The organism is Nocardioides sp. T2.26MG-1 (genome assembly GCF_950101795.1).
GTDB lineage: Bacteria > Actinomycetota > Actinomycetes > Propionibacteriales > Nocardioidaceae > Nocardioides.
The window spans coordinates 192,373-215,308 of record NZ_CATNLZ010000035.1 but is presented as its reverse complement, the minus strand read 5'-3'; the positions used below and the strand labels follow the sequence as shown (position 1 = coordinate 215,308).

At 71.3% G+C, this 22,936-nt stretch carries 25 protein-coding genes; 11 read left to right on the top strand and 14 right to left on the bottom strand.

Annotated features, from left to right (window positions below; translation table 11 throughout):
* The first annotated feature begins 44 nt into the window (after positions 1 to 44).
* Positions 45 to 230, top strand: coding sequence for a 50S ribosomal protein L28 (gene rpmB, locus QQZ14_RS22975; RefSeq protein ID WP_011756723.1), 186 nt, complete (start codon positions 45 to 47; stop codon positions 228 to 230).
* A 206-nt stretch (positions 231 to 436) separates the two neighbouring features.
* Here rpmB and QQZ14_RS22970 read toward each other — a convergent pair whose 3' ends face one another.
* Positions 437 to 1,387 carry a thiamine-phosphate kinase gene (locus QQZ14_RS22970; RefSeq protein ID WP_284536752.1) on the bottom strand — a complete coding sequence of 317 codons (951 nt, stop codon included), beginning with the start codon at positions 1,385 to 1,387 and terminating at the stop codon, positions 437 to 439.
* Positions 1,388 to 1,494: 107 nt separating this feature from the next.
* Between QQZ14_RS22970 and QQZ14_RS22965 the strand changes: the two genes are divergently transcribed.
* Both QQZ14_RS22965 and QQZ14_RS22960 read left to right on the top strand, forming a co-directional pair.
* On the top strand, positions 1,495 to 1,731 hold the full coding sequence (locus QQZ14_RS22965; protein ID WP_284536751.1) for an Lrp/AsnC family transcriptional regulator: 237 nt from the start codon (positions 1,495 to 1,497) through the stop codon (positions 1,729 to 1,731).
* A 68-nt stretch (positions 1,732 to 1,799) separates the two neighbouring features.
* The gene (locus QQZ14_RS22960) at positions 1,800 to 2,252 is read left to right on the top strand and encodes a DUF3515 domain-containing protein (protein WP_284536750.1); all 453 of its coding nucleotides are present in this window, start codon (positions 1,800 to 1,802) and stop codon (positions 2,250 to 2,252) included.
* A gap of 7 nt (positions 2,253 to 2,259) precedes the next feature.
* Here the strand turns inward: QQZ14_RS22960 and QQZ14_RS22955 are convergent, their stop codons facing one another.
* Entirely contained in the window at positions 2,260 to 3,381 is a 1,122-nt protein-coding gene (locus QQZ14_RS22955) for a D-alanine--D-alanine ligase family protein (protein ID WP_284536749.1), read from the bottom strand.
* Positions 3,382 to 3,413: 32 nt separating this feature from the next.
* On the opposite strand from QQZ14_RS22955, the gene QQZ14_RS22950 reads away from it, so the two are divergent.
* Complete coding sequence (locus QQZ14_RS22950; protein ID WP_284536748.1) at positions 3,414 to 4,487, top strand: trans-sulfuration enzyme family protein; 1,074 nt, start codon at positions 3,414 to 3,416, stop codon at positions 4,485 to 4,487.
* Between the two features lie 192 nt (positions 4,488 to 4,679).
* Here QQZ14_RS22950 and QQZ14_RS22945 read toward each other — a convergent pair whose 3' ends face one another.
* Together QQZ14_RS22945 and QQZ14_RS22940 are read right to left on the bottom strand one after the other, a co-directional pair.
* Entirely contained in the window at positions 4,680 to 5,687 is a 1,008-nt protein-coding gene (locus QQZ14_RS22945) for an NAD(P)H-dependent glycerol-3-phosphate dehydrogenase (RefSeq protein ID WP_284536747.1), read from the bottom strand.
* Complete coding sequence (locus tag QQZ14_RS22940) at positions 5,684 to 6,442, bottom strand: lysophospholipid acyltransferase family protein (protein ID WP_284536746.1); 759 nt, start codon at positions 6,440 to 6,442, stop codon at positions 5,684 to 5,686. The genes QQZ14_RS22945 and QQZ14_RS22940 overlap by 4 nt, the downstream gene beginning before the upstream one ends.
* Before the next feature lie 92 nt (positions 6,443 to 6,534).
* On the opposite strand from QQZ14_RS22940, the gene cofC reads away from it, so the two are divergent.
* A complete protein-coding gene (cofC, locus tag QQZ14_RS22935; RefSeq protein WP_284536745.1) occupies positions 6,535 to 7,158 on the top strand; it encodes a 2-phospho-L-lactate guanylyltransferase in 624 nt (207 codons plus the stop codon).
* Positions 7,159 to 7,229: 71 nt separating this feature from the next.
* On the opposite strand, the gene QQZ14_RS22930 is transcribed toward cofC, so the two are convergent.
* The 3 genes from QQZ14_RS22930 to leuC all read right to left on the bottom strand — a co-directional run bounded on the left by QQZ14_RS22930 (position 7,230) and on the right by leuC (position 10,121).
* Positions 7,230 to 7,856, bottom strand: a complete 627-nt coding sequence (locus QQZ14_RS22930) for an HU family DNA-binding protein (RefSeq protein ID WP_284536744.1) — start codon at positions 7,854 to 7,856, stop codon at positions 7,230 to 7,232.
* 229 nt (positions 7,857 to 8,085) lie between these two features.
* Positions 8,086 to 8,694 (bottom strand): 3-isopropylmalate dehydratase small subunit, encoded by a 609-nt coding sequence (leuD, locus tag QQZ14_RS22925; RefSeq protein WP_284536743.1) that lies wholly within the window; start codon positions 8,692 to 8,694, stop codon positions 8,086 to 8,088.
* Between the two features lie 26 nt (positions 8,695 to 8,720).
* Entirely contained in the window at positions 8,721 to 10,121 is a 1,401-nt protein-coding gene (gene leuC / locus QQZ14_RS22920) for a 3-isopropylmalate dehydratase large subunit (protein ID WP_284536742.1), read from the bottom strand.
* Between the two features lie 111 nt (positions 10,122 to 10,232).
* On the opposite strand from leuC, the gene QQZ14_RS22915 reads away from it, so the two are divergent.
* A complete protein-coding gene (locus QQZ14_RS22915; protein ID WP_284536741.1) occupies positions 10,233 to 10,955 on the top strand; it encodes an IclR family transcriptional regulator in 723 nt (240 codons plus the stop codon).
* A 79-nt stretch (positions 10,956 to 11,034) separates the two neighbouring features.
* On the opposite strand, the gene QQZ14_RS22910 is transcribed toward QQZ14_RS22915, so the two are convergent.
* Together QQZ14_RS22910 and QQZ14_RS22905 are read right to left on the bottom strand one after the other, a co-directional pair.
* A complete protein-coding gene (locus tag QQZ14_RS22910) occupies positions 11,035 to 11,514 on the bottom strand; it encodes a methylated-DNA--[protein]-cysteine S-methyltransferase (protein WP_284536740.1) in 480 nt (159 codons plus the stop codon).
* Between the two features lies 1 nt (position 11,515).
* The gene (locus QQZ14_RS22905; protein ID WP_284536739.1) at positions 11,516 to 13,012 is read right to left on the bottom strand and encodes a DNA-3-methyladenine glycosylase 2; all 1,497 of its coding nucleotides are present in this window, start codon (positions 13,010 to 13,012) and stop codon (positions 11,516 to 11,518) included.
* 138 nt (positions 13,013 to 13,150) lie between these two features.
* Here QQZ14_RS22905 and QQZ14_RS22900 point away from each other — a divergent pair, with 138 nt between their 5' ends.
* Entirely contained in the window at positions 13,151 to 14,227 is a 1,077-nt protein-coding gene (locus QQZ14_RS22900) for an LCP family protein (RefSeq protein WP_284536738.1), read from the top strand.
* A gap of 22 nt (positions 14,228 to 14,249) precedes the next feature.
* Here QQZ14_RS22900 and QQZ14_RS22895 read toward each other — a convergent pair whose 3' ends face one another.
* Genes QQZ14_RS22895 through QQZ14_RS22875 form a run of 5 tightly spaced genes read right to left on the bottom strand, consistent with a single transcriptional unit; the run spans position 14,250 to position 20,537 of the window.
* Positions 14,250 to 15,383, bottom strand: coding sequence for an Mrp/NBP35 family ATP-binding protein (locus QQZ14_RS22895; protein ID WP_284536737.1), 1,134 nt, complete (start codon positions 15,381 to 15,383; stop codon positions 14,250 to 14,252).
* Complete coding sequence (locus tag QQZ14_RS22890; RefSeq protein WP_284536736.1) at positions 15,380 to 18,259, bottom strand: molybdopterin-dependent oxidoreductase; 2,880 nt, start codon at positions 18,257 to 18,259, stop codon at positions 15,380 to 15,382. The genes QQZ14_RS22895 and QQZ14_RS22890 overlap by 4 nt, the downstream gene beginning before the upstream one ends.
* Positions 18,256 to 19,773, bottom strand: coding sequence for a 4Fe-4S dicluster domain-containing protein (locus QQZ14_RS22885; RefSeq protein WP_284536735.1), 1,518 nt, complete (start codon positions 19,771 to 19,773; stop codon positions 18,256 to 18,258). Before QQZ14_RS22885 ends, QQZ14_RS22890 begins: the two co-directional genes overlap by 4 nt.
* A gap of 6 nt (positions 19,774 to 19,779) precedes the next feature.
* Positions 19,780 to 20,025 (bottom strand): sulfurtransferase TusA family protein, encoded by a 246-nt coding sequence (locus tag QQZ14_RS22880; RefSeq protein WP_284536734.1) that lies wholly within the window; start codon positions 20,023 to 20,025, stop codon positions 19,780 to 19,782.
* A 47-nt stretch (positions 20,026 to 20,072) separates the two neighbouring features.
* Positions 20,073 to 20,537 carry a DsrE/DsrF/DrsH-like family protein gene (locus QQZ14_RS22875; protein WP_284536733.1) on the bottom strand — a complete coding sequence of 155 codons (465 nt, stop codon included), beginning with the start codon at positions 20,535 to 20,537 and terminating at the stop codon, positions 20,073 to 20,075.
* Between the two features lie 148 nt (positions 20,538 to 20,685).
* Between QQZ14_RS22875 and QQZ14_RS22870 the strand changes: the two genes are divergently transcribed.
* From QQZ14_RS22870 to QQZ14_RS22855, 4 genes are read left to right on the top strand one after another with little or no spacing between them, the layout of a single operon-like run.
* Positions 20,686 to 21,822: an MBL fold metallo-hydrolase gene (locus tag QQZ14_RS22870; RefSeq protein WP_284536732.1), complete on the top strand. Its 1,137-nt coding sequence runs from the start codon at positions 20,686 to 20,688 to the stop codon at positions 21,820 to 21,822.
* A 4-nt stretch (positions 21,823 to 21,826) separates the two neighbouring features.
* Positions 21,827 to 22,201, top strand: coding sequence for a YidH family protein (locus QQZ14_RS22865; protein ID WP_284536731.1), 375 nt, complete (start codon positions 21,827 to 21,829; stop codon positions 22,199 to 22,201).
* Complete coding sequence (locus QQZ14_RS22860) at positions 22,201 to 22,509, top strand: DUF202 domain-containing protein (RefSeq protein ID WP_284536730.1); 309 nt, start codon at positions 22,201 to 22,203, stop codon at positions 22,507 to 22,509. The genes QQZ14_RS22865 and QQZ14_RS22860 overlap by 1 nt, the downstream gene beginning before the upstream one ends.
* A 53-nt stretch (positions 22,510 to 22,562) precedes the next feature.
* A complete protein-coding gene (locus QQZ14_RS22855; protein WP_284536729.1) occupies positions 22,563 to 22,901 on the top strand; it encodes an ArsR/SmtB family transcription factor in 339 nt (112 codons plus the stop codon).
* Positions 22,902 to 22,936 lie beyond the last annotated feature (35 nt).

The following is a 22,936-nucleotide window of genomic DNA, read 5'->3' as shown; positions in this document are numbered from 1 at the left end:
ATGCGAATCAAGTTCCACACCCTCGATCGTTTAAGGAGCACACGGTGGCTGCCGTCTGCGACATCTGCGCCAAGAAGCCGGGCTTCGGCAACAACCGTCCGTGGTCGCGCAAGATCACCAAGCGCCGCTTCGACCCCAACATCCAGCGCGTGCGTGCCACCGTCAACGGCACCCCCAAGCGCCTCAACGTGTGCACCGGCTGCCTCAAGGCCGGGAAGGTCACCCGCTGAGCCCAGCTCTTCTCGAGAAGGCCCCGACCGTCACGGTCGGGGCCTTCCTTTCGTTGGTCGAGTAGCGAGCGCCAGCGAGCGTATCGAGACCGCAGAGGTACAGGGTCTCGATACGCCGGTCGCGGCTTCGTCCCTCAGCCGCGCGGCTACTCGACCTTGGTGCTGCGTCTGCGTCGCCCCGAGCAAGCTCTGGGCGACGCAGGCACCTAATAGTGCGTCCAGCCCGTGGGGCCGACGTACTCCGCCCCGTCGACGGTGACGCCCTCACCCTCGGTGACCGCGCCGACGACCGACCAGCCGGCCGGCACCGACGCGACGTCGGGGAACGTCGCGAGCAGCGCGTGGTCGTCGCCTCCGCCGAGGATGAACTGCATCGGGTCCGCGCCCAGGGCCGCGCCGACGGCCCGCAGCGGCTCGGGGATCTCGAACGCCGCGGTGTGCACGTCGATGGCGACCCCGGAGTCGGCGGCGACGTGGCCGGCGTCGGCGAGCAGGCCGTCGGAGACGTCGATCATCGCGGTGGCGCCCGCCTCGGCGGCCTCCCGGCCGGCGTCGTACGGCGGCTCCGGGCGCCGGTAGGCCTCCACGAGCACCCGCGGGGAGCGGAAGCCCCGGCCGAGCACGGTCAGCCCGCCGGCGGCCCAGCCCTGCCGCCCGCGCAGCGCCAGCACGTCACCGGGCCGCGCCCCGGAGCGCAGCACCGGCGCCTGGGTGCAGGCGCCGAGCACGGTCACGGCGATCACGATCTCGTCGGCGCGGCTCAGGTCGCCGCCCACGACGCTGGCGCCGACGAGCGAGCACTCCTCGGCGAAGCCGCGCGCGAAGTCCAGCGCCCATTGCACGGGCAGCTCGGCCGGCGCGGCCAGCCCGATCGTCAGCGAGGTGGCCCGGCCACCCATCGCGTTGACGTCGGAGATGTTCTGCGCGGCGGCCCGGTGACCGACGTCTGCGGCGTCGGCCCACTCGCGGCGGAAGTGCCGCCCCTCGACCATCAGGTCTGTGGAGACCACCACGTGTCCCGTGCGCACCCGGAGCACCGCGGCGTCGTCGCCGGGGCCGACCAGCACCTCCTCGCCCTGCGGGAACAGGTCGACCAGCGCACGGATCAGGCCGAACTCGCCGGCGTCGGACAGCGTCGCGTCAGGGGGGAACGGCATGCACCCATCCCACCAGATGCGGCGGCGGGTACCGCACGGTAGGTTGGCGTGGCACAGCCCCGCAGCACGAAGATCCCCAGACCGCCCCAAACCTCAGGGAGAGCTCGATGGTCGTCCAGGCGTACATCCTGATCCAGACCGATGTCGGCAAGGCCGCCGAGGTCGCCTCCGCCATCGCCCAGGTGAAGGGCGTGACCCTCGCCGAGGACGTCACCGGCCCCTACGACGTGATCGTGCGCGCCGAGGCCCGCAACGTCGACGAGCTCGGCAAGCTGGTCGTCTCCAAGGTGCAGAACCTCGAGGGCATCACCCGCACGCTGACCTGCCCGGTCGTCCACATCTGAGGGTGACCCCCGCCGCACGTCGTCGGCGCCCCGGGTCCCCGCGGACCCGGGGCGCTGTCGTGTCTGCGGTGGTTCTGGCGCTCCTCGCGACCGGCTGCTCCGCGGGCCCGGTCGAGATCGACGCGCCCGCGCTCTCGGCCGCCGACCGGACGGCGTGCGAGGGGTTCGTCGACGACCTGCCCGACACGCTCGCCGGCCTGGACGCACGCGAGATCACCGGCGACACGGCGTACGGCGCCGCCTGGGGCGACCCGGCGATCGTGCTGACCTGCGGGGTCGGCGTACCGGAGGAGTTCGACCAGTTCTCCGCCTGCACCGACGTCTCCGGCGTCGGCTGGTTCGTGCCACCGGAGCAGGAGCAGGACCAGGACTCCGACGCGGTGCTGACCGCGGTCGGCTACGCGCCCCGGGTCTCGCTCCGGGTGCCGGCCGAGCAGCGCGGCGCCCCGTCGGCGGACGCGCTCGCGACGCTCGCCGCCCTGGTGAAGCGGCACCTCACGCTCCAGGACGAGTGCGTCTAGAACCGCGTCAGCGCAGGCCGGTGTCGCGCTGCAAGGCCAGCTGGATCAGCCGGTCCACGAGCGCCGGGTAGTCGACGCCCGAGGCCGCCCACATCCGCGGGAACATCGAGGTCGGGGTGAAGCCGGGCATCGTGTTGATCTCGTTGACCACCACCCGCTCCCCCGGCAGCACGAAGAAGTCGACCCGGGCGAGGCCCTCGCAGCCGACCGCCTCGAACGCGCGCACGGACAGCTCCTGGATCTGACGGGTCAGCGCGTCGGGCAGGTCGGCGGGCACGTCGAGCTCGGTGTGCTCCTCGGGAAGGTACTTGGCCGCGAAGTCGTAGAACTCGTGCTCCTCCGAGAACCGGATCTCCGCGGGGACGCTGGTCTGCGGCCTGCCGTCGAGCGACTCGAGCACACCGCACTCGATCTCGCGGGCGTCGACGGCGGCGGCCTCGACCAGCACCTTCGGGTCGTGGCGCAGCGCCTCCGCGACCGCGTCGTCGAGCTCGGAGCGGTCGTGCACCTTGGAGATGCCCATGCTCGAGCCGCCGCGGGCGGGCTTGACGAACAGCGGGTAGCCGAGCACGTCGGCGCGGGTGCGGCAACGCTCCGGGTCGCGCGTCCACTCGCGCCTGTTCACCGTGGTCGACGGCAGCACGGGAAGCCCGGCGGCGGCCAGCACGACCTTCATGTACGCCTTGTCCATGCTCACGGCGGAGGCGAGCACGCCCGCGCCGACGTAGCGGACCCCGGCCATCTCCAGCAGGCCCTGGATGGTGCCGTCCTCGCCCCACGGCCCGTGCAGCAACGGGAAGACCACGTCGACCTCTCCGAGCGCGCGGGGCGGCTGCGTCGGCTCGGTGACGACCAGCGAGGTCGACGCACTCTCGGGCGCGAGCGCGATGGCCGCGCGGTCGCCGTCGACCTGGGGCAGCTTGTCGGGTCCCTCGATGCGCAGCCGCTCGGGGTCGCCGGACTCCAGCACCCAGCGGCCGTCGGTCGCGATGCCGATCGGCACGACGTCGTACGCCTCACGGTCGATCGCGGCCAGCACGCTGCCGGCCGTCACGCAGGAGATCGCGTGTTCGCTGGACTTGCCGCCGAACACGACGGCGACCCGGGGCCTGCGGCGAGACTCGTTCATCGCGCCCGACCCTATCCGTCTAGCGTGGTGGCATGAGCAGCGCCTCGCGGAACCACCAGCCGGCCACGATCGCCGTCACCGCCGGACGGCCCGCGCGCGAGCCGGACCGGCCGCTGAACGAGCCGATCACGATGGCCTCGACGTACGTCGCCACCGGCGGCGTGGAGTACGGCCGCTACGGCAACCCGACCTGGTCGGCGTTCGAGGACGTGCTCGGGTCGCTGGAGGGCGGCCGCGCGCTGGCGTTCTCGTCGGGCATGGCCGCGGTGACCACCGTGCTCGACCTGGTCGGGCACGACGGGCTGGTCGTCGCACCCGTGCACGCCTATACCGGCACGCTGCTCCAGCTCGCCGATCTCGAGAGCCGCGGCCGGGTGCACACCTTGCTCGTCGACATCACCGACACCGACGCGGTCGTCGCCGCCGCGGCGGACGCGGCGCTGGTGTGGCTGGAGTCCCCCACCAACCCGGCGCTCGAGCTCGCCGACATCGCGACGATCGCCGCCGCCGCGCGCGAGGCGGGGGCGTACGTCGTGGTCGACAACACGTTCGCGACCCCGATCCTGCAGCGCCCGCTCACGATGGGCGCCGACCTCGTCGTCCACTCCGTCACCAAGTACCTCGCCGGGCACAGCGACGTCCTGATGGGCGCGATCGTCGCCGGCGACGAGGAGCTCTACACCGTCCTCAAGGGCCGGCGCGACCTGATGGGCTCGACGCCCGGCACGCTCGAGGCGTGGCTCGCGCTGCGCGGCCTGCGTACCCTGCACCTGCGCGTCGAGCGCGCGCAGGCCAACGCCGCCGAGCTCGTCCGCCGCCTCGAGGGGCACCCTGCGGTCGCCGAGGTGCGCTACCCGGGCTTCGGCGGCATCGTCGCGATCGTGGTCGCCGGCGGCGCCGACACCGCGGACCTGCTCACCCGCTCGACCAGCCTGTGGGTGCACGCCACCTCGCTCGGCGGGGTGGAGTCGACGTTCGAGCGACGCCGCCGCTGGAAGGCCGAGCCGGCCACGATCCCCGACGGGCTCGTGCGGCTGTCGGTCGGCATCGAGGACGTCGACGACCTGTGGGACGACCTGCGGGCCGCGCTCGACGACCTGGGCTGACACCGGCCAACCGCGGTTCGGTGGTCGAGTAGCCGTGGCGAGGGACGAGCCACGGCGTATCGAGACCCACGATGCCCTACGCACCTCACTGGATCTCGACGCGCTCGCGCGACTTCGTTCCTCAGTCGCGTCGCTTGCTCGATCTGGCCGAGCCCACGCGCCGCGCTCGTTCCTCGCGCGACGCTGCTCGTCTCAGTCCGTCTCAGCCTTGGTGTCGCGGGCGATGAAGGCGTCCATCATCTCCTGCGCGGTCATCCGGCCGTCGACGACCGCGGTGACGTGGTGGGCGATCGGGGCGTCGATGCCGGTGCGGTCGGCGAGGGCCAGCAGCGACGTGCACGACTTGGCTCCCTCGGCGACCTGGCGGGTCGTCGCGTAGATCTCCGCGGCCGTCAAGCCCTGGCCGAGCTTCTCCCCGAACGTGCGGTTGCGCGAGAGCGGTGAGGAGCAGGTGGCGACCAGGTCGCCCAGGCCCGCCAGGCCCATCAGCGTGAGGGGGTTGGCGCCGAGCGCCATCGCCAGCCGCGCGGTCTCGGCGAGGCCCCGGGTGATCACCGACGCGGTCGTGTTGTCGCCGAACCCGAGCCCCACGGCCATGCCGACCGCGAGGGCGACGACGTTCTTGTAGGCACCGCCGAGCTCGCAGCCGAGCACGTCGACGCTGGTGTAGGGACGGAACGCCGGTGAGTGGATCCGCGCCTGGAGCAGCTTCGCGACCGCCTCGTCCTCGCAGGCGACGACCGACGCCGCGGGCTCGCGACGGGCGATCTCCTTGGCGAGGTTGGGGCCGCTGACGACCGCGATCCGCTCCGGGCCGGCGCCGGTCACCTCGGCGATCACCTGGCTCATCCGCTCCAGGGTGCCGAGCTCGACTCCCTTCATCAGCGAGACGAACACCGCGTCCTGCTCGACGTACGGCGCCCACTCGGTGAGGTTGCCCCGCAGCGTCTGCGACGGGGTGGCGAGCACGACGACGTCTGCGCCGTGCAGCGCCTTCTCGACGTCGTGCGTCGCGGAGACGTGCGGCGGGAGCTCGACGCCGGGGAGGTACTCGGGGTTCTCCCGCTGCTCGTTGATCGCCGAGGCGACCTCCTCGCGGCGGGCCCACATCGTCACGTCGTTGCCGGCATCGGCGAGCACTAGCGAGAACGCGGTGCCCCACGACCCGGCGCTGAACACCGCGACCTTGCCCGTGCTCATGCGCGGTCCTTCTTGTTCGGGTTGCCGATCTGGCGCACCCCGGCCTTCTTCATGTCGAAGCGCTCGGCCGGCGCGGTCTCGCCGCGCACGTCCTCGACGAGCGCGGTGATCGCGGCCATGATCCGGTCGGTCGCCTGCTGGACCACCGCGCCTGTGCGCGGCTGGTCGACCAGGTCGGAGAGGTCGACGGGCGTGCCGACCTTCATGGTGATCTTCTTGCGCGGGAACAGGTCGGGCTTCTTCGTGTACGGCGCCAGCAGCTGCTGCGCGCCCCACTGCCCGACCGGGATGACCGGGCAGCCGGTCGCGAGCGCGATCCGCGCAGCCCCAGACTTGCCGGTCATCGGCCAGCCGCCCGGGTCGCGGGTGATGGTGCCCTCGGGGTAGACCACCACGCACTCGCCGCGACGGACCGCCTCGACCGCGGCGTCGTAGGCGCCCACGGCGTTCTTGGTGAGCCGCTCGACGGGGATCTGGCCGGCGGCGGTGAAGAACCACGCGCCCGCGCGGCTCTTGAACAGGCCGGACTTGGCCAGGTAGCGCGGCAGCCGTCCGTGGTCGTAGACGATGTGCGCAGCAGTCAACGGGTCGACGTGCGAGACGTGGTTGAGCGCGAGGATGAACCCGCCCGACTCGGGGATGTTCTCGCCACCGATCCACTCACGCGTGGTCGTGGCCAGCAGCAGCGGCTTGATGATGGGAACCGCGAGGTTCCACGCCCATCCGCGCCTCTGCTGGAGCTTGCGTACCGTCACGGACGCAGGCTACTCGGTCGCCCCGCTGCCACCCGTCCCATCGCGGGGACGCCGCGCCGGGCCGGCCGGACGCACCTGACAGGATCGTGGGGATGTCCGACCAGCAGTACGCCGCGCTCATCCCGGTGAAGCCTCCCGCCGTCGGCAAGTCCCGGCTCGTGGGTCTGGGCCCGGGGTCGCGACGCGCCTTGGCGGAGGCCTTCGCCCTGGACACGGTCGCGGCCTGCGTGGCGTCGGTCGCGGTCGCCCGGGTGCTGGTGGTCACCGACGACGTGCACGTCGCCTCCCTGGTCGGCGAGCTCGGCGCGGCGTCGCTGCCCGACGGGGTGAGCGGCGACCTCAACGGCACCCTGCGACAGGCCGCGGCCGAGGCCGGACGACGCTGGCCGCACCTGCGGCCGGTGGCGCTCTGCGCCGACCTGCCCGCGTTGCGGGTCGCCGACCTCGACGACACCCTGGCGCGGGTCCTCACCGCGCACCCGTGGTTCGTGCCGGACGCCGCGGGAGTCGGCACCACGATGTACGCCGCGGCCGTCGACGAGTTCGACCCACGCTTCGGGCCGGCCTCGCGGCGGGAGCACCGGCGCGCCGGGGCCCAGGAGCTGGTCGACGTGGCGCCCTCGCTGCGACGAGACGTGGACGACCTCGACGACCTGCGGGATGCCGTCGCCCTCGGAGTCGGCCGCTACACCGCGGCCGTCGTCCCCCCGACCTGACCCCGCTCCACGACCCGGACATGACGACGGGCCGCCACCCGCGAGGGTGGCGGCCCGTCGAGCGCTGAGCGTCAGGCCTTCTTGGCCGTCTTCTTGGCAGGGGCCTTCTTGGCCGGAGCCTTCTTCGCAGCAGGCGCCTTCTTGGCCGGCGCCTTCTTGGCGGGCGTCTTCTTGGCGACGGCCTTGGCGGTCGTCGTCTTCTTGGCAGGCGTCGACTTCGCCGCCGTCTTCTTGGCCGGAGCCTTCTTGGCAGCAGGCGCCTTCTTCGCCGGAGCAGCCTTCTTGGCCGGAGCGGCCTTCTTGGCCGGCGCGGCCTTCTTGGCCGACGCGGAGGCCTTGACCGGCGACGCCTTCTTCGCGGCGGCCGAGGCCTTCTTCGCCGCGGCCGGACCGGCAGCCAACGTCAGCTTCGGGAGCTTCTTGGCACCCGAGACGACGTTCTTGAGGTCTGCGCCGGCGGTGAACTTCGGAACGGCGGTCTTCTTCGCCTTGATGCGCGCACCGGTCTGCGGATTACGCACCCAACGAGCCTCACGCACCCGCTTCTCGAAGGACCCGAAGCCCGTGATGGCGACCTTCTCGCCCTTCGCGACCTCGCGCGTGATCGTGTCCAGCACGGACTCGAGAGCGTGCGCCGCAGCCTTGCGGTTCCCCTCGTAACGCGCAGCCAGCGCGTCGATGAACTCTGACTTGTTCACTGTCTTCCCTTCCAATGAACGACAAGTGGTCGAGCTCGTGCCCGACTTTCTTCAACGCACGCTAGGTATTCGTGGCCTCACTCACAATCACCACAGGGTGTTTTCGCCCGTGTTTTTCTGAATCTTCTCTTCGCGGAATCCGGTCAGCAGAGCGGGATTGGGCAAACAGAGAGGGCGGAATCCCAAGCCTGCTTGGGATTCCGCCCTCTTGGAGCGTCTTGGCCGACCGTTAGATCGCGTGGATCGTCGCGGGCTTCCAACTGGGCCGCGTCGACTCGTAGGACGCGATCTCGTCGGCGTGCCCGAGGGTGATGCCGATGTCGTCGAGGCCCTCGAGCAGCCGCCAGCGCGTGTAGTCGTCGATGTCGAAGGAGTCCTCGATCGCGTCGGCTCCCTCACCAGCGCGGACCGTGCGCGACTCCAGGTCGACCGTCACCGTGGTGCCGGGGTGCTCCTCGAGGAGGTCCCACAGCCTCTGGACGACCTTCTCGTCGACCTGCGCTGCGAGCAGGCCGGCCTTGCCGGAGTTGCCGCGGAAGATGTCGGCGAACCGGGGCGAGATCACGGCCTTGAAGCCGTAGTTCTGCAGGGCCCAGACGGCGTGCTCCCGCGAGGAGCCGGTGCCGAAGTCGGGACCGGCCACCAGGACCGAACCGCCGGCGTACGCCTCGTTGTTGAGCACGAAACCCGGGTCGTTGCGCCAGGCGGCGAACAGCCCGTCCTCGAAGCCGGTGCGCGTCACGCGCTTGAGGTAGACCGCCGGGATGATCTGGTCGGTGTCGACGTTGCTGCGGCGCAGCGGGACGCCGACGCCGGTGTGGGTGGTGAACTTGTCCATGTCAGCTGTTCCGTTCGGTGCAGGAGTCAGTCGAGGTCGGCGGGCGAGGAGAGCGTGCCGCGGATCGCGGTCGCCGCGGCCACCGGCACCGAGACCAGGTGGGTGCGGCCGCCCTTGCCCTGCCGTCCCTCGAAGTTGCGGTTGGAGGTCGACGCGCTGCGCTCCCCCGGCGACAGGGTGTCGGGGTTCATGCCCAGGCACATCGAGCAGCCGGCACCACGCCACTCGGCGCCGGCCTCCTTGAAGATGACGTCGAGGCCCTCCTCCTCGGCCTGCAGGCGCACCCGCACCGAGCCGGGCACCACCAGCAGGCGGGTGTCCTTGTCGACCTGGCGGCCCTTGATGATCGCGGCGGCGGCGCGGAGGTCCTCGATGCGGCCGTTCGTGCACGAGCCGATGAAGACCGTGTCGACCTTGATGTCGCGCATGGGCGTGCCGGGCTCGAGGCCCATGTACTCGCACGCCTTCTCGGCGGCGATGCGGTCGGAGTCGTCGTCGTACTGCGAAGGGTCGGGGACGGCACCGCCCAGCGGCACGCCCTGTCCCGGGTTGGTGCCCCAGGTGACGAACGGGGTCATCGTGCTCGCGTCGAGCACGATCTCCTTGTCGAAGTGAGCGTCGGGGTCGGTGACCAGCGTCTTCCAGTGGGCGACGGCGGCGTCCCAGTCGGCGCCCTTCGGCGCCTCGGGCCGGCCCTCGATGTAGTCGAAGGTCGTCTGGTCGGGCGCGATGAGGCCGGCCTTGGCGCCCCACTCGATCGACATGTTGCAGACCGTCATCCGGGCCTCCATCGAGAGCTCCTCGACGGCCTGGCCGCGGTACTCGACGATGTAGCCCTGGCCGCCGCCGGTGCCGGTGTGCGCGATCAGCGTCAGCACCATGTCCTTGGCGGTGACGCCCGGCGGCAGGCTGCCCTCGATGGTCACGGCCATGGTCTTGGGCTTGGCCTGCATCAGCGTCTGGGTCGCGAGCACGTGCTCGACCTCGGACGTGCCGATGCCGAACGCGATCGCGCCGAACGCACCGTGGGTGCTGGTGTGGCTGTCGCCGCAGACGATCGTCATGCCGGGCTGGGTGAGCCCGAGCTGGGGACCGACGACGTGGACGATGCCCTGCTCGACGTCGCCGAGCGGATGCAGCCGGACCCCGAACTCCTCGCAGTTGCGGCGCAGCGTGTCGACCTGGGTCTTGGACACCGGGTCGGCGATCGGCTTGTCCCAGTCGAGGGTGGGGACGTTGTGGTCCTCGGTCGCGATGGTGAGGTCGGGCCGGCGCACCGTGCGGCCGGCGAGACGGAGCCCGTCGAACGCCTGCGGGGAGGTGACCTCGTGGATCAGGTGGAGGTCGATGTAGAGGAGGTCCGGCTCCCCTGGTGTCGACCGGACGACGTGCTCGTCCCAGACCTTCTCGGCCAAGGTCTTGCCCATGACTCTCTCCCTCGTGCGCTCGCGATGGCCCGACTCATCGGGCCGCCTCCTTCGACAACATCACAGATGCTAACGCTTGCGTCCCATGATCTGAGACGCCAGTATTGCCATATGGACAATTCCAGCGGAGTGGGCGTCCTCGACAAGGCCGCCCTCGTGCTCACCGCCCTCGAGGCGGGTCCGGCGACGCTCGCGGGCCTGGTCGCCGGCACCGGACTGGCCCGGCCGACCGCCCACCGGCTGGCCGTCGCCCTCGAGCACCACCGTCTCGTGGCCCGCGACATGCAGGGCCGCTTCGTGCTCGGGCCGCGGCTCGCGGAGCTCTCGGCCGCGGCCGGCGAGGACCGTCTGCTGGCGACCGCGGGCCCCGTGCTCGCCCGCCTGCGCGACATCACCGGCGAGTCCGCCCAGCTGTGGCGGCGCCAGGGCGAGCACCGAGTCTGCGTCGCCGCCGCCGAGCGGCCCAGCGGCCTGCGCGACACGATCCCGGTCGGCTCGCAGCTCACCATGCGCGCCGGGTCGGCCGCGCAGATCCTGCTGGCCTGGGAGGACCCAGAGCGGATGCACCGCGGCCTCCAGAACGCCGCGTTCTCCGCGGCCGCGCTCTCCGGCATCCGCCGCCGTGGCTGGGCGCAGTCCGTCGGTGAGCGTGAGCAGGGCGTCGCCTCGGTGTCCGCCCCGGTCCGCTCCCCCGGCGGCAAGGTGATCGCCGCCGTGTCGGTCTCCGGCCCGCTCGAGCGGCTCTCGCGCCAGCCCGGCCGGATGCACGCCCCCGCCGTACTCGCCGCCGCCGAGCGGCTCAGCGAGTCACTGCGGCGGGCTGCCGCCGAATAGGTTGACCCGCCCGAAACTTTCGGGCGGCTCGAGCTCGTGACGTTGACCCGCCCGAAAGTTTCGGGCGGGTCAACGTCTTTCAGAACAAAGCATCCTGCTCGAGCTCGAGGAGCAGCTGCTTGCGGGGGAGGCCGCCGGCGTAGCCGGTGAGGGTGCCGTTGGCGCCGATGATGCGGTGGCACGGGATCACGATCGGGATCGGGTTGCGGCCGTTGGCCAGGCCGACGGCCCGCGAGGCGGCGTTGGTCATGCCGAGGCGGTGCGCGACCTCGCCGTACGACGCGGTCTCGCCCCACGCGACGCCGAGCAGCTCGGCCCACACCCGCTGCTGGAACGCGCTGCCGGCAGGGGCCAGCGGCAGGTCGAACTCCTTGAGGTCGCGGTCGAAGTAGGCCCGCAGCTGGCGGGCCGCCTCGACGAGCAGCGGGTGGGCATCGTCGCGGTCGCCCCGGGGACGCCCGTCTGAGTCACGGAACGGCGAGAACTCGATCGCGGTGATCGCGCCGTTGTGCTCGACCAGTCGCAGCTCGCCGATCGGCGAGTCGATCACGGTCCACATCTCAGTTCTCCTTCCCGAGGGCCACGAGGGTCTGCCAGAGGTACAGCTGGGCGTACGAGCGCCAGGGCGACCAGCCCCGGGCCAGCTCGTCCGCGGTCGACGGGTCGTGGCCGAGGCCGGCCAGGGCGTCGCGGATGCCGACGTCGGTCGGCAGGAACACGTCGGGATGGCCGAGCGCGCGCAGCGCGATGTAGTCGGCAGTCCACGGCCCGATGCCGGGGATCGCCAGCAGCGCCCGGCGTACGTCGTCGCGGTCGGGCCCACGGTCGAGCGCGAGGTCTCCACTCGCCAGTGCCTCGCACAGGGCGATCAGCGCCCGCCCGCGGGCGCGCGGCATCGGCAGGTCCTCGGGCGACAGGCCGGCGAGCGTCCCGGCGTCGGGGAACAGGTGGGTGAGTCCCTCGGTCGGGTGGGCGACCGGCCGGCCATGGGTCTCGACGAGCCGGGCCGCGACCGTGCGCGCCCCGGCGACGCTGACCTGCTGGCCGAGCACGGCGCGGACCGCGATCTCGTGGCCGTCGACGTGGCCCGGCACGCGCAGCCCCGGCCACGTCCGCGCGAGCGGCCCGACCACCGGGTCGCCGGCGAACGCGTCGGCGACCGCCAGCGGGTCGCAGTCGGCGTCGAGCATCCGGCGCACCCGTTCGGTGGCCGCGGCGGTGTCGCGCAGGTCGTCGAGCGCGAACGTCGCGACCGCGAAGGCGGTCTGCCCGGGCTCCTTGCTGTCGGGCACCTCGAGCCGGACCGTGCCCGACCCGTGCGGGAGCGCGAGCGTCCGGGCGTACCAGCCCGGCCCCGCGGCCTCGACCCCCGGCACCGCGCGGGTGGCGAGGAACGACAGCAGTGCGGAGCCAAGGTACGGCGTGCGCACCGCGAGCCGCATCGTCACCGTGCCGGTGGTGGCGGCGTGGCCGCCGCGGCGGCCGCGCAGGTCGGTGGGTGACGCGGCGTAGACCTCGCGGATGGTGTCGTTGAACTGCCGGACGCTGGAGAAGCCGGACGCGAACGCGACGTCGGCGTAGGTGAGCTCGGTGGTCTCGATGAGCACTCGCGCGGTCTGCGCCCGCTTGGCCCGGGCGAGCGCGAGCGGTCCCGCGCCGAGCTCGGACGTGAGGATGCGGGTCAGGTGGCGCGGGGTGTAGCCGACCCGCCGGGCGAGGCCTTCGACGCCCTCGCGGTCCACCACGCCGTCCGCGATTAGGCGCATCGCGCGGCCGGCTGCCGTGGCGGCGACGTCCCAGTCGGGGCTGCCCGGGGTCGCGTCGGGCAGGCAGCGCTTGCAGGCGCGGTAGCCGGCGCCCTGCGCGGAGGCGGCGCTCGGGTGGAACGTGACGTTGTGGAACGCCGGGGTCCGCGCCGGGCAGGAGGGCCGGCAGTAGATGCCGGTGGTGCTCACCGCGGTGTAGAAGACGCCGTCGAACCGCCGGTCGCGCGACTTGACGGCGCGGTAGCAGGACTCGCGGTCGAGTCGCGCGTCGTGCCTCTCGGTGCTGGTCATGGCACCATCCTGACTGGCGCCGCCGACATCCTCTGGCGGGAATCGGACACGACCACGAGCCTATCCCGGGGTCGACTTCCGGTGGGCACGTACGCTGGAAGCCCACGGATCTCGGGAGTCCTCTGGAAGGATCCCGACGTGCCCGAAGTCGCTCGCCACCACCGCCGCACCGCCCTGCGGGTGATCGTCGTGGCCGAGCTCGTGATCGCGATGGTCACCGCCGCGACCGTGGTGTTCGCCTACAACCGCATCGACAGCGGGATCACCGCCGGCGAGCCCATCGACCACGAGGTGAGCCGCCCCAAGCCGGTGCTGGACACCTCGGAGCTCAACATCCTCGTCATGGGCAGCGACGCCCGCGACTGCGAGGGCTGCGACATCGACAAGGAAGCGGGCGAGGGCGGCTCGGACACCACGATGCTGATCCATGTCGAGGACGGCCGGAAGTCGGCGTACGGCATCTCGATCGCGCGCGACATCCTCGTCGACCGACCGGACTGCACCAACGGCAGCGAGACCGTGCCGGGCGCGCAGGACGTGCCGTGGAACGAGGCGTTCGCCCTGGGCGGGCCGGAGTGCACGGTCAAGCAGCTCGAGGCCGTGACCGGCATCTACGTCGACTCCTACATCACGCTGAACTTCGGCGGCTTCAAGGGCATGGTGGACGCCGTCCACGGCGTCGAGGTCTGCATCCCGGAGCCGATCGACGACGAGTTGGCGCACATCCACTTCGACGCGGGCACCCAGACCCTCGACGGCGACCGGGCCCTGCAGTACGTGCGGGAGCGGCACTCGACGGCGAACTCCGACCTGGGCCGGATGAAGCGCCAGCAGGCGTTCATCGCCTCGATGATCGGGAAGGTGAAGTCCGCCGACACACTGACCAGGCCGGACCGCCTCTACAGCTTCGCCCGGGCCCTCACCGGCTCGATCGAGACCAGCCCCGACCTGGCCAGCGCCGGCAAGCTCGTCAAGCTCGCGATGTCGGTCAACGGCGCCGACCTCCAGCACATCAAGTTCGTCACCGCGCCGACGACCGACTTCCCGGTCGGCGACCCCAACTGGGGCCGGCTGCGGTTCACCCCGGACGCCGAGCAGCTGTGGCAGAAGGTGACCGACGACGAGCCGCTGGGCAAGCTCGGCAAGGGTGCCGTCAGCGGCAGCAACCCCAACGGCTCCAAGGACGCCGCCGCCGCCAACGGGCTATGCGCCTGACCGCTGCGCCCGACCTCCGTCCTCACACGACGGTCAGCGACAGCGAACGCCCGACCAGGCTGCGGCGGACCACCGGCAGGCTTGCGGCGATCCTGCGCAGCTCCACGACGGACGCGGCGTCCGGGGCAGCCACCATGGCCGGCGTGCCGAGATCCCCGGCGGTCCGGAGCGGGAGGTCGAGGGGCACCTGGCCGAGCAGCGCCGTCCCCAGCCCGGCGGCGAGGCGCTCCCCACCGCCCTCGCCGAACAGCGGGGTGTGCGCGTCGCACGAGGAGCAGACGAGCGCCGACATGTTCTCGATCACCCCGGCCACCGGCATCCGCGCGTCCAGGGCCATCCGGCCCACCCGCGCGGCCACGGTCTGCGCCGCCACCTGCGGCGTGGTGACGGCCAGCAGCTGCGCGTCGGGGAGCAGCTCGAGCAGCGTCAACGTGACGTCACCGGTGCCCGGAGGCAGGTCGATCAGCAGCACGTCGAGCTCTCCCCAGTGCACGTCACCGAGGAACTGCTCGATCGCCTTGTGCAGCATCGGCCCGCGCCAGACCACCGGCTCGTCGCCGTCGACGAGGAAGCCGACCGACATCAACGCGACGCCGTGGGCCTGCAGCGGCAGCATCAACCCCTTCAGCGCGACCGGCGGCCGGCGTACGCCGAAGAGCTGCGGGACCGACCAGCCCCACACGTCGGCGTCGAGCACACCGACCCGCTTGCCCTGCTGGGCGAGCGCCACGGCGAGGTTGGCCGTCACCGTCGACTTGCCGACCCCGCCCTTCCCGCTGGCGACCGCGTAGACGCGGGTGCCGGAGTCGGGCCCGAACGGGTGGCCTGACTCGCGCCCTCCGCGCAGCCGCGCGGACAGGCTCATCCGCTCGGGATCGGTCATCGCCTCGAACCGCACCTCGACCCGGGTCACGCCGGCCACGGCGCCCGCGGCCGTGGCGACGTCTCCGCCGATCTGCTCGCGCATCGGGCAGGTCGGCGTCGTGAGCCGCACCGTGGCGTGGAGGACGCCGCCGCGGCCGACCCGCAGGTCGGCGAGCATGCCGGCCTCGGCCAGCGTGAGGCCGAGCTCCGGGTCTCGGACGGCACCGACGGCGCTGCGCGCGGCCTCGAGGTCGACCGTCGCGAACACCTGGTGGCGCGGCAGGACCCTCACTGGTCGTCCCCGCTCGGGGTGACGGCAGCCATCCGGTAGGCGGACCGCTTCGGAGTGACGTGCCGCATCATGAACTCCGGGCGGCGCTGGCCGTCGGGGCCCGGGCCCGGCCGGGTCATCGCCAGCCACCGCCGGTAGACCTCGCGCGACCTGGTCACGTCGACCTCGACGTCGCCGTACTGGTCACCCTCGTGCGCCTTCTCGATGCGCACCTTCTGGTGCCAGCAGTGCATCCCCGAGATCGGGTCCGGCTGGACCGGGAACGCGAGGTTCTGGTGCACACCCGGGTCGTCCCAGTAGATGCGCTCGGAGTCGGGGTCGTCGCTCTTGAACGGCTTGACCCCCTCGAGGTAGCGGAGCCTCCAGATGCCGTCGTCCGACCTGTTCAGGTCGACCTTGCCCATCACCCAGCGGCTGCCGGGGTGGCCCTCCTGCATCCACCGGCCCATGTGGTGGGAGAGCCCGACCACGCCGGGCCGGATCGCCTCGGTCGCCCACGCCCGGGCCACGAAGTGGCCGATCTCGGTGGTCACGCGCACCAGGTCGCCGGTCGCCACGCCGAGCGCGTCGGCGTCCCCGTGGTTGAACCACAGGGGGTGGGTGTTGGCGATCTCGTTGAGGTACTTCGCGTTGCCCGACCGGGTGTGGATCAGCGTCGGAAGCCGGAAGTTCGGCATCAGCACGAACTCGTCGTTCGCCCGGTCGATCTTCCGGGCCGAGACGTGGGACTCGATGTAGCCCGGTGTGGCCTGCTCCGGCCAGCCCCAGTCCGCGAGCGTCGTGGAGTAGAGCTCCAGCTTACGTGACGGCGAGAGCCAGCCCGCCGTCTTCGAGCCGTCCGCGTGCACCACCCCCACCGCTCCGGCCTCGCCCACGAGAGGCGGGGCGGAGTCGAGGGTGACGGGCTTGCGAAGCACGCCGTTCTGGTCGGCGACCGCCCCGTCCAGCTCCGCCTCGGTGAGCGGGCGCTCGTCGAGCCGGTAGACGTCCTTGGCGATCTCGAAGACGCCGTACTTCCGCATGTAGGCCAGTGGGCTCAGGCCCTGCTGCTCCGCCGCCTGGGGCAGGCCGGGGACGCTGTGGGCGAAGAGCGTCTCGTAGTACTCGTCCTGCGTCATCATCTCGCCGGGTCGGTCCTTCGACTCGAAGTACCGACGGATGCCGAGCGAGCCGTCCGGATCGATCTTCCAGGACAGCGCGAACCAGAACTCGTTCTCCTCCCAGACCTCGCCCGGGTTGGTGTCCCGGCTGTCCCGGTAGGGGATGCCGCGGCGCTCCATCGCGACCCGCGTCACCGGCTGGCGGAACGCCAGCCACTTCGACGTGTGGGTCTCGAAGGACATGGTGTCGTGGCGCTCCGACGCGTGCCCCATGGGCAGCACGTAGTCGGCGAACGTGGCGGACTCGCTCCAGGTCGGGGTGAGCGCGACGTGCAGGCCGATCTTGCTGGCGTCCTTGAGCACGTCGATCCAGGTGAACCCGTCGGGGTTGACCCAGAGCGGGTTGTAGACCCGGCTGAAGTACACGTCCAGCTTGCCCCGGCCGTCCTTGAGGAGGTGCGGCAGGAGGATCGACATCTCGTTGGTGGTCAGCGGGTATTCGATCGGCCAGAGCTTCTCGCTCCAGCTGTCGTTGGCCTCGGGCATGTCCGGGAAGTGCGCGATGAACTTGTCCCAGCCGTTGGGGTGGGTGCCGCCGACGGTGCCGACGCTGCCGGTCAGGACGTTGAGGAAGAAGAGGCTGCGCGCGATCTGCCAGCCGCCGAGGTTGCCGGCGGCGGCCGAGCGCCACGTGTGGGTGGCGAGGCTGGTGCCGGCCTGGGCGACCAGGCGTGCGAGCTCCTCGATCTGCGCGACCGGCACGTGGGCCTCCTGGGCCGCGAACTCGAAGGAGTAGTGCGCGTAGTCCTCGGTGAGACGCTCCAGGAACACCTCGAACTCGGGCTCGGCGTCGGGGTGCAGCCGCTGGAGGTAGGTCTCCCAGTTCACCCAGCGCCGGATGAACGCCCGGTCGATCGCGCCGGTGCGCAGCAGGTACGACGCCACCGAGAGGAAGATCGCGCCCTCGCTGCCGGGCCACGGCGAGATCCAGAGGTCGGCGTGCGAGGCCGTGTTGGACAGCCGCAGGTCGAGGACGACGACCTTGGCGCCGTTCTGCTTGGCCTCCATGATCCGCTGGGCGTGCGGGTTGAAGTAGTGCCCGGTCTCGAGGTGGGAGGACAGCAGCAGGATCGTCCTCGCGTTGGCGTAGTCCGGCGACGGCCGGTCGTAGCCCATCCAGTGGGTGTAGCCGCTCCGGCCGCCCGACGAGCAGACGTTGGTGTGGCTGTTGTGCCCGTCGATCCCCCACGCCTGCAGCACCCGCTCGGCGAACCCGTCCTCCCCGGGGCGCCCGACGTGGTACATCACCTCGTCCCGGCGGTCCTCGACGATGGCCGCGCGGACCCGGGCCGCGATGTCCTCGAGCACCTCGTCCCAGTCGACCCGCTCGAACCGGCCCGACCCGCGCTCCCCGACCCGCTTGAGGGGGTGGAGGATCCGCTCCGGGTCGTGGACCTGGTTGATCGTGGCCGGGCCCTTGGCGCAGTTGCGTCCACGCGACCCCGGATGGGCCGGGTTGCCCTCGAACTTCTTGATCGAGAGGTCCTCGTGGTCGACGTAGGCCAACAGCCCGCACGACGACTCGCAGTTGAAGCAGATCGTCGGGATCAGCGAGTAGGTGTGCGGCACCTTGCGCGGGTGCGCCTTGGCGTCGTACTCGACGTGGTGGTCCCAGTCCTCGACGGGCGGGTAGTTGCGCAGGCCCTCGTGCCGGCGGGCGCCGGGCATGTTCACGGGCGGGTTCACGGGGTTCACGGGTGCTCCGTTCGTGGTCATGAGAGAGGCGGGTCCTGCCCAGCGCGGACGAAGACGCTTTCGTAGGCGACCAGCGCCGGCTGGACGACGAGGCCCGCCATCGCGAGCAGCGCGACCGGCAGCCCGCCCCAGGTGAGCGCACCGAGGACCGCCGCCGCGGCGGCGGGCCCGACCGCGCCCACCCAGAACAGCCGCGAGTAGCGGCCGGACGTGATGATGTGTGCGGCCATGGTCGCCTGACGGCTGGAGTGCCTGCCGGCGTACTCGATGCCGAGCATCAGCAGGTGCCCCACCGTGGAGACGACGAACGCCACGGCCAGCAGCCGCCACGCGTCGTCGGAGAGGTCGGCGAAGAGCCCGGCGACCGCGAGCGCGCCGCTGCCGACCATCACGGCCTGCACGATCAGGTGCCAGAAGAGCAGCGGCGACTGCCACAGGTCCCGGCCCTCGGCCTGGCCGAAGAGGAACGCGGTGTACGCCGCCATCAGGGCACTGACCGGGATCCCGACCCAGGCCAGGACGGTCATCGCCCAGCCGATGTCGAGTGCGACCGCGAGCATCCAGAGGATCGCACCCCCGGAGAACACGGTGAGGACGTAGGCGCCGAGCACCAGCCAGGAGGTCCAGTTCGACTTCAGGAAGATGTAGAGGAACCGCTCCGGGCGCTTGAGGTCCCACACCAGGAGCGCGCCCGTCGTGGCGGCGCCGAACAGGCCCAGCGCCGGGGCGACGTAGTCACCGACCCCGCCGAGGCCGATGCCCATGAGGTGGGCCAGCAGCGCGAGTCCGAGAGCACCGGCGCCGACGCCCTTGGTCCACAGGTAGGTGACGACCTTCCAGCCCCAGGGCCGGGGGTGGGCGGTGTTCAACGTGGTGCGCGCGTTGGTCACCGGGTCCGGAGTGAGGTCGCCGGCGTTGCGGAGCCGCTGCGCGTCGGGCTTGGCCCAGATGTAGGTGTCGTCGACCGGCGCGACCAGCGGGTCGAGGACGGCGCGGTCCGCCCCGAGGTAGAACACGTTGGGCCCGGTGTTCTGCTCCGGGCTGCGTACGGCGGTCTGCTGGGTGGCGACCAGCTTGGCGATCCCGCTCTCGGGATCCTCGAGGTCGCCCACCCAGATGGAGTGCGTGGGGCACACCACGACGCAGGCGGGCTCGAGCCCCTCGTCGACCCGGTGCGCGCACAGGTTGCACTTCGCCGCCGTGTGGGTGTCCGCGTCGATGTAGATCGCGTCGTACGGACAGGCCTGCATGCAGCTCTTGCAGCCGATGCAGCGCTCGTTGTCGAAGTCGACGATGCCGTCCTCACGCTTGTAGAGCGCCTGGGTGGGACAGATCTTGACGCACGGGGCGTCGGTGCAGTGGTTGCACCGCATCACCCCGAACGAGCGGGTGGTGTCCGGGAACGACCCGGAGTCGACGTACTTGACCCAGGTGCGGAACTGGCCGACGGGCACCTCGTGCTCGGTCTTGCACGCCACGGTGCAGGCGTGGCACCCGATGCAGGTGCGCTGGTCGATCGCGAAGCCGTACTGCACCCGGCCTCACTTCTTCCGGATGACGTAGCGGTAGAACCCGTCGCCGCTGGAGGCGTCCAGCAGCTCGTTGCCCGTGTCCTTGGCCCACGACGGGATGTCGCTGCGGGAGCCGCCGTCGGTGGCCTCCACCAGCATGATCTGGCCCGACTCGATCTTCTTGATCCCCTGGGAGGTCATCAGCACCGGCATCGGGCACTTCTTGCCCTTGGCGTCGATGGTCAGGTCGATCTCGTACTCCACTGCCGGCTCCATTGCTCGCTCCATTGCTCGCTCCATTGCTGAGTCCACTGGTCTCGCTCCTAGATGAAGAGGTTGATCTGCGACCTGCCCATCTCGGAGAGCGCGGTGGCGGCGCCGACCGGCTCGCCCACCCCCTCGATGAGCTGGTCACGGCGGAGGCCCAGGAGCTCCATGGTCATCTCGCAGGGCCAGAGGTTCACGTCGAGGTCACGGCACATCTCGATGAGCTCGGTGGGGCTGGAGACCGACTGGTCGGAAGCCAGCTTCTTCATCATCCAGGCGCCGGCGCCCGCCATCTGCAGCTTCGAGAGCTTCATGTGGCTCATCCCCGGCCGGTTCATCGCCGCCAGGGCCTTGGTCATGGCGTTGGTGCCGGTGATCCGGACGTCGTCACGCACCAGGGGGAAGAGCCCCCAGAACGTGAAGAAGATCGTCGTCTGCATGCCGTAGGCGGCTCCGGTCGACCCGAGGATGAGGGTCGGCCACATCCGGTCCAGGTCGCCGCTCCAGGCGATGATCGTCATGCTCTGCGGTGCATCCGGGCTTTCGTGATCCGACACAGGACGGATTCCCTTCGCTCGAGACAGGCGTTGCCATGTGTGATCTCGGACACTACATTCGCATTTGCGCATATAACAAGAGCCTTGCCTAAGTCCAATTCGAGGAGGGGCCGTGGCCCAGACCGTGACACCGCTTCAGCTGTTCCAGGAGATCGCCGAGGGACGGATCACCGAGATCCTCGACGTCCGCAACATCGACGAGTTCGAGGCCGGCCAGGTCGAGGGCTCACGTCCCGTACCGACCCGCAACGTGCCCGTGTACCGGGTCTTCGAGGATCTCGAGGACGAGTGCGCACGCACCCTCGACGACGCCGTGGTGATCTGCGGCCAGGGCAACGGCTCGGAGCTGGTCGCCGAGGAGTTCGAGCAGCTGGGCCGCACCGTGCGGTCCCTCGAGGGCGGGACCGACGCCTGGAACCGGCTGCTGGTGCCGTTCGAGATCAGCGGCGTGCCGGCGCCGGTGCGGGTCTGGCAGTTCCAGCGCCCGGCCAAGGCCTGCCTGTCGTACGTCGTCGGCGTGCCCGGCGAGCAGTGCATCGTCATCGACCCCACCCGGCAGCCGCAGCCCTACCTCGACCTGGCCGCCGAGCACGGGATGGTCGTGAGCCACGTCGTCGACACCCACGTGCATGCCGACCACATCAGCGGCGGGCCGGCGCTGGCCGCCGACCTGGGGGTGGAGTACCACCTGCCGCCCGAGGACTGCGGAGGCATCGTCCCCTTCCCCAACCGGCCGCTCAAGGACGGCGACGTGCTCGACCTCGGCTCCGCCCAGGTGCGGGTGATGAGCATGCACCTGCCGGGTCACACCCCGGGCACGATCGCCCTGCTCGTCAGCGAGGCGGTGCTGCTGGTCGGCGACACCGTGTTCGTGCGCGGGCTCGGCCGGCCGGACCTCACCGGCCAGGCGGAGGAGCTGGCCCGCGACCTGTTCCGCAGCGTCCACGAACGACTGCGCCCGCTCGACCCCCGGACGATCATCGCCCCGGCCCACTGGTCCACCTCGGAGGAGATCAACGGGGACGGCCTCGTCGTCACGACGCTCGACGACGTGTTCACCGCGACCCTGCTCAACGAGCGGGCGATGGAGAGGTTCGTGGAGGAGATCGTCACCTCGCTCCCGGCGGCGCCGGAGAGCTACGACCTCATCCGGCTCGTCAACTCCGGCCGGCTCGAGCCGCCCGAGGACGAGATCGACATCCTCGACGTCGGGCGCAACCAGTGCGCCGCGTCGACCTCGCTGGCGTGACCTGATGCTGGCTCCACGAGGCCCGGGCCGCACGCCCCTCCACGAGGTCGGCGAGGCGCCCGACTACCGGTTCACGCTGGCCAACGAGCGCACGTTCCTCGCCTGGGTGCGCACCGCGCTGGCCATGATGGCCGCGGGCGTGGCCGTCGTGCAGTTCGTCACCGGCCTCGACCTGGTCCGGCACGTGCTCGGCGTGCTCCTCATCCTGCTCGGCGGCCTGCTGGCCGGGGTCTCCTACGCGCACTGGGAGCGCAACGAGCGGGCCATGCGCCTCGGGGAGCGGCTGCCGCACTCGCCCATCCCCAGGCTCGTCGCCGCAGCACTGACGATGACCGCTGCGGTCGCCGTCGTGGTCACGATCGTCGACCTGGTGGAGTGATGAGCGACGACCGCGGCCTGCAGCCGGAGCGCACGGTGATGGCCTGGCAGCGCACCGTGCTCGGCCTCGGCGGTGTCTCTGCGATGCTCCTGCACCACGCGGACGGGCGCCTCGGCGCCTCGATCCCGGGAGTCGTCGGCATGCTGGTCGCGCTGGTCACCCTGGTCCTCGTGGAGGTCCACCACGAACGGCACCGCGACGAGCGGGAGAACAGCCCGATGGGACGCGGCGCGGTGCGCGCCCTCTCCACCGCCACCGTCCTGCTCTCGCTCGCGTCGGTCGCCGTGGTCCTGGGCCAGGTGGGTTGAACCTACAATCGTGACGACGACGCAGTGTGGACGGCGCCGAGGTCGGAGGACGCGTGGACAGGCAGGTAGCGGCCGAGCTGCACGAGCTGCACGCACGGATCTGCAAGGCGATCGCCGACCCCAAGCGGCTGCTGATCATCAACGAGCTGCGCGAGCAGGAGCTCAGCGTGGGCGACCTGTGCGAGGCGCTCGACCTGAGCCAGTCGAACGTCAGCCAGCACCTGGCGATCCTGCGCGAGCGCGGGGTCGTGTCCACCCGGCGGGTGGGCACGAGCGTGCTCTACAGCCTGCGGGGGCAGAAGGTCCTGCAGGCGGTCGACCTGCTGCGCGAGTTCCTGGCCGAGGACCTGGCCGAGCGCGGCCGCGTCCTCGGGAGCGAGGTCGGCGGCTGATCTCCGCCCTTCCGCTCTGGGTTAGGCTCACCTAA

Excerpts from the sequence above, each read along its gene's own strand:
- QQZ14_RS22970 (WP_284536752.1), bottom strand. The coding sequence starts at position 1,387 with ATGCCGTTCCCCCCTGACGCGACGCTGTCCGACGCCGGCGAGTTCGGC.
- QQZ14_RS22965 (WP_284536751.1), top strand. The coding sequence starts at position 1,495 with ATGGTCGTCCAGGCGTACATCCTGATCCAGACCGATGTCGGCAAGGCC.
- QQZ14_RS22955 (WP_284536749.1), bottom strand. The coding sequence starts at position 3,381 with ATGAACGAGTCTCGCCGCAGGCCCCGGGTCGCCGTCGTGTTCGGCGGC.
- QQZ14_RS22950 (WP_284536748.1), top strand. The coding sequence starts at position 3,414 with ATGAGCAGCGCCTCGCGGAACCACCAGCCGGCCACGATCGCCGTCACC.
- QQZ14_RS22945 (WP_284536747.1), bottom strand. The coding sequence starts at position 5,687 with ATGAGCACGGGCAAGGTCGCGGTGTTCAGCGCCGGGTCGTGGGGCACC.
- cofC (WP_284536745.1), top strand. The coding sequence starts at position 6,535 with ATGTCCGACCAGCAGTACGCCGCGCTCATCCCGGTGAAGCCTCCCGCC.
- leuD (WP_284536743.1), bottom strand. The coding sequence starts at position 8,694 with ATGGACAAGTTCACCACCCACACCGGCGTCGGCGTCCCGCTGCGCCGC.
- leuC (WP_284536742.1), bottom strand. The coding sequence starts at position 10,121 with ATGGGCAAGACCTTGGCCGAGAAGGTCTGGGACGAGCACGTCGTCCGG.
- QQZ14_RS22915 (WP_284536741.1), top strand. The coding sequence starts at position 10,233 with ATGGACAATTCCAGCGGAGTGGGCGTCCTCGACAAGGCCGCCCTCGTG.
- QQZ14_RS22910 (WP_284536740.1), bottom strand. The coding sequence starts at position 11,514 with ATGTGGACCGTGATCGACTCGCCGATCGGCGAGCTGCGACTGGTCGAG.
- QQZ14_RS22905 (WP_284536739.1), bottom strand. The coding sequence starts at position 13,012 with ATGACCAGCACCGAGAGGCACGACGCGCGACTCGACCGCGAGTCCTGC.
- QQZ14_RS22890 (WP_284536736.1), bottom strand. The coding sequence starts at position 18,259 with ATGACCACGAACGGAGCACCCGTGAACCCCGTGAACCCGCCCGTGAAC.
- QQZ14_RS22880 (WP_284536734.1), bottom strand. The coding sequence starts at position 20,025 with ATGGAGCCGGCAGTGGAGTACGAGATCGACCTGACCATCGACGCCAAG.
- QQZ14_RS22875 (WP_284536733.1), bottom strand. The coding sequence starts at position 20,537 with ATGACGATCATCGCCTGGAGCGGCGACCTGGACCGGATGTGGCCGACC.
- QQZ14_RS22865 (WP_284536731.1), top strand. The coding sequence starts at position 21,827 with ATGCTGGCTCCACGAGGCCCGGGCCGCACGCCCCTCCACGAGGTCGGC.
- QQZ14_RS22860 (WP_284536730.1), top strand. The coding sequence starts at position 22,201 with ATGAGCGACGACCGCGGCCTGCAGCCGGAGCGCACGGTGATGGCCTGG.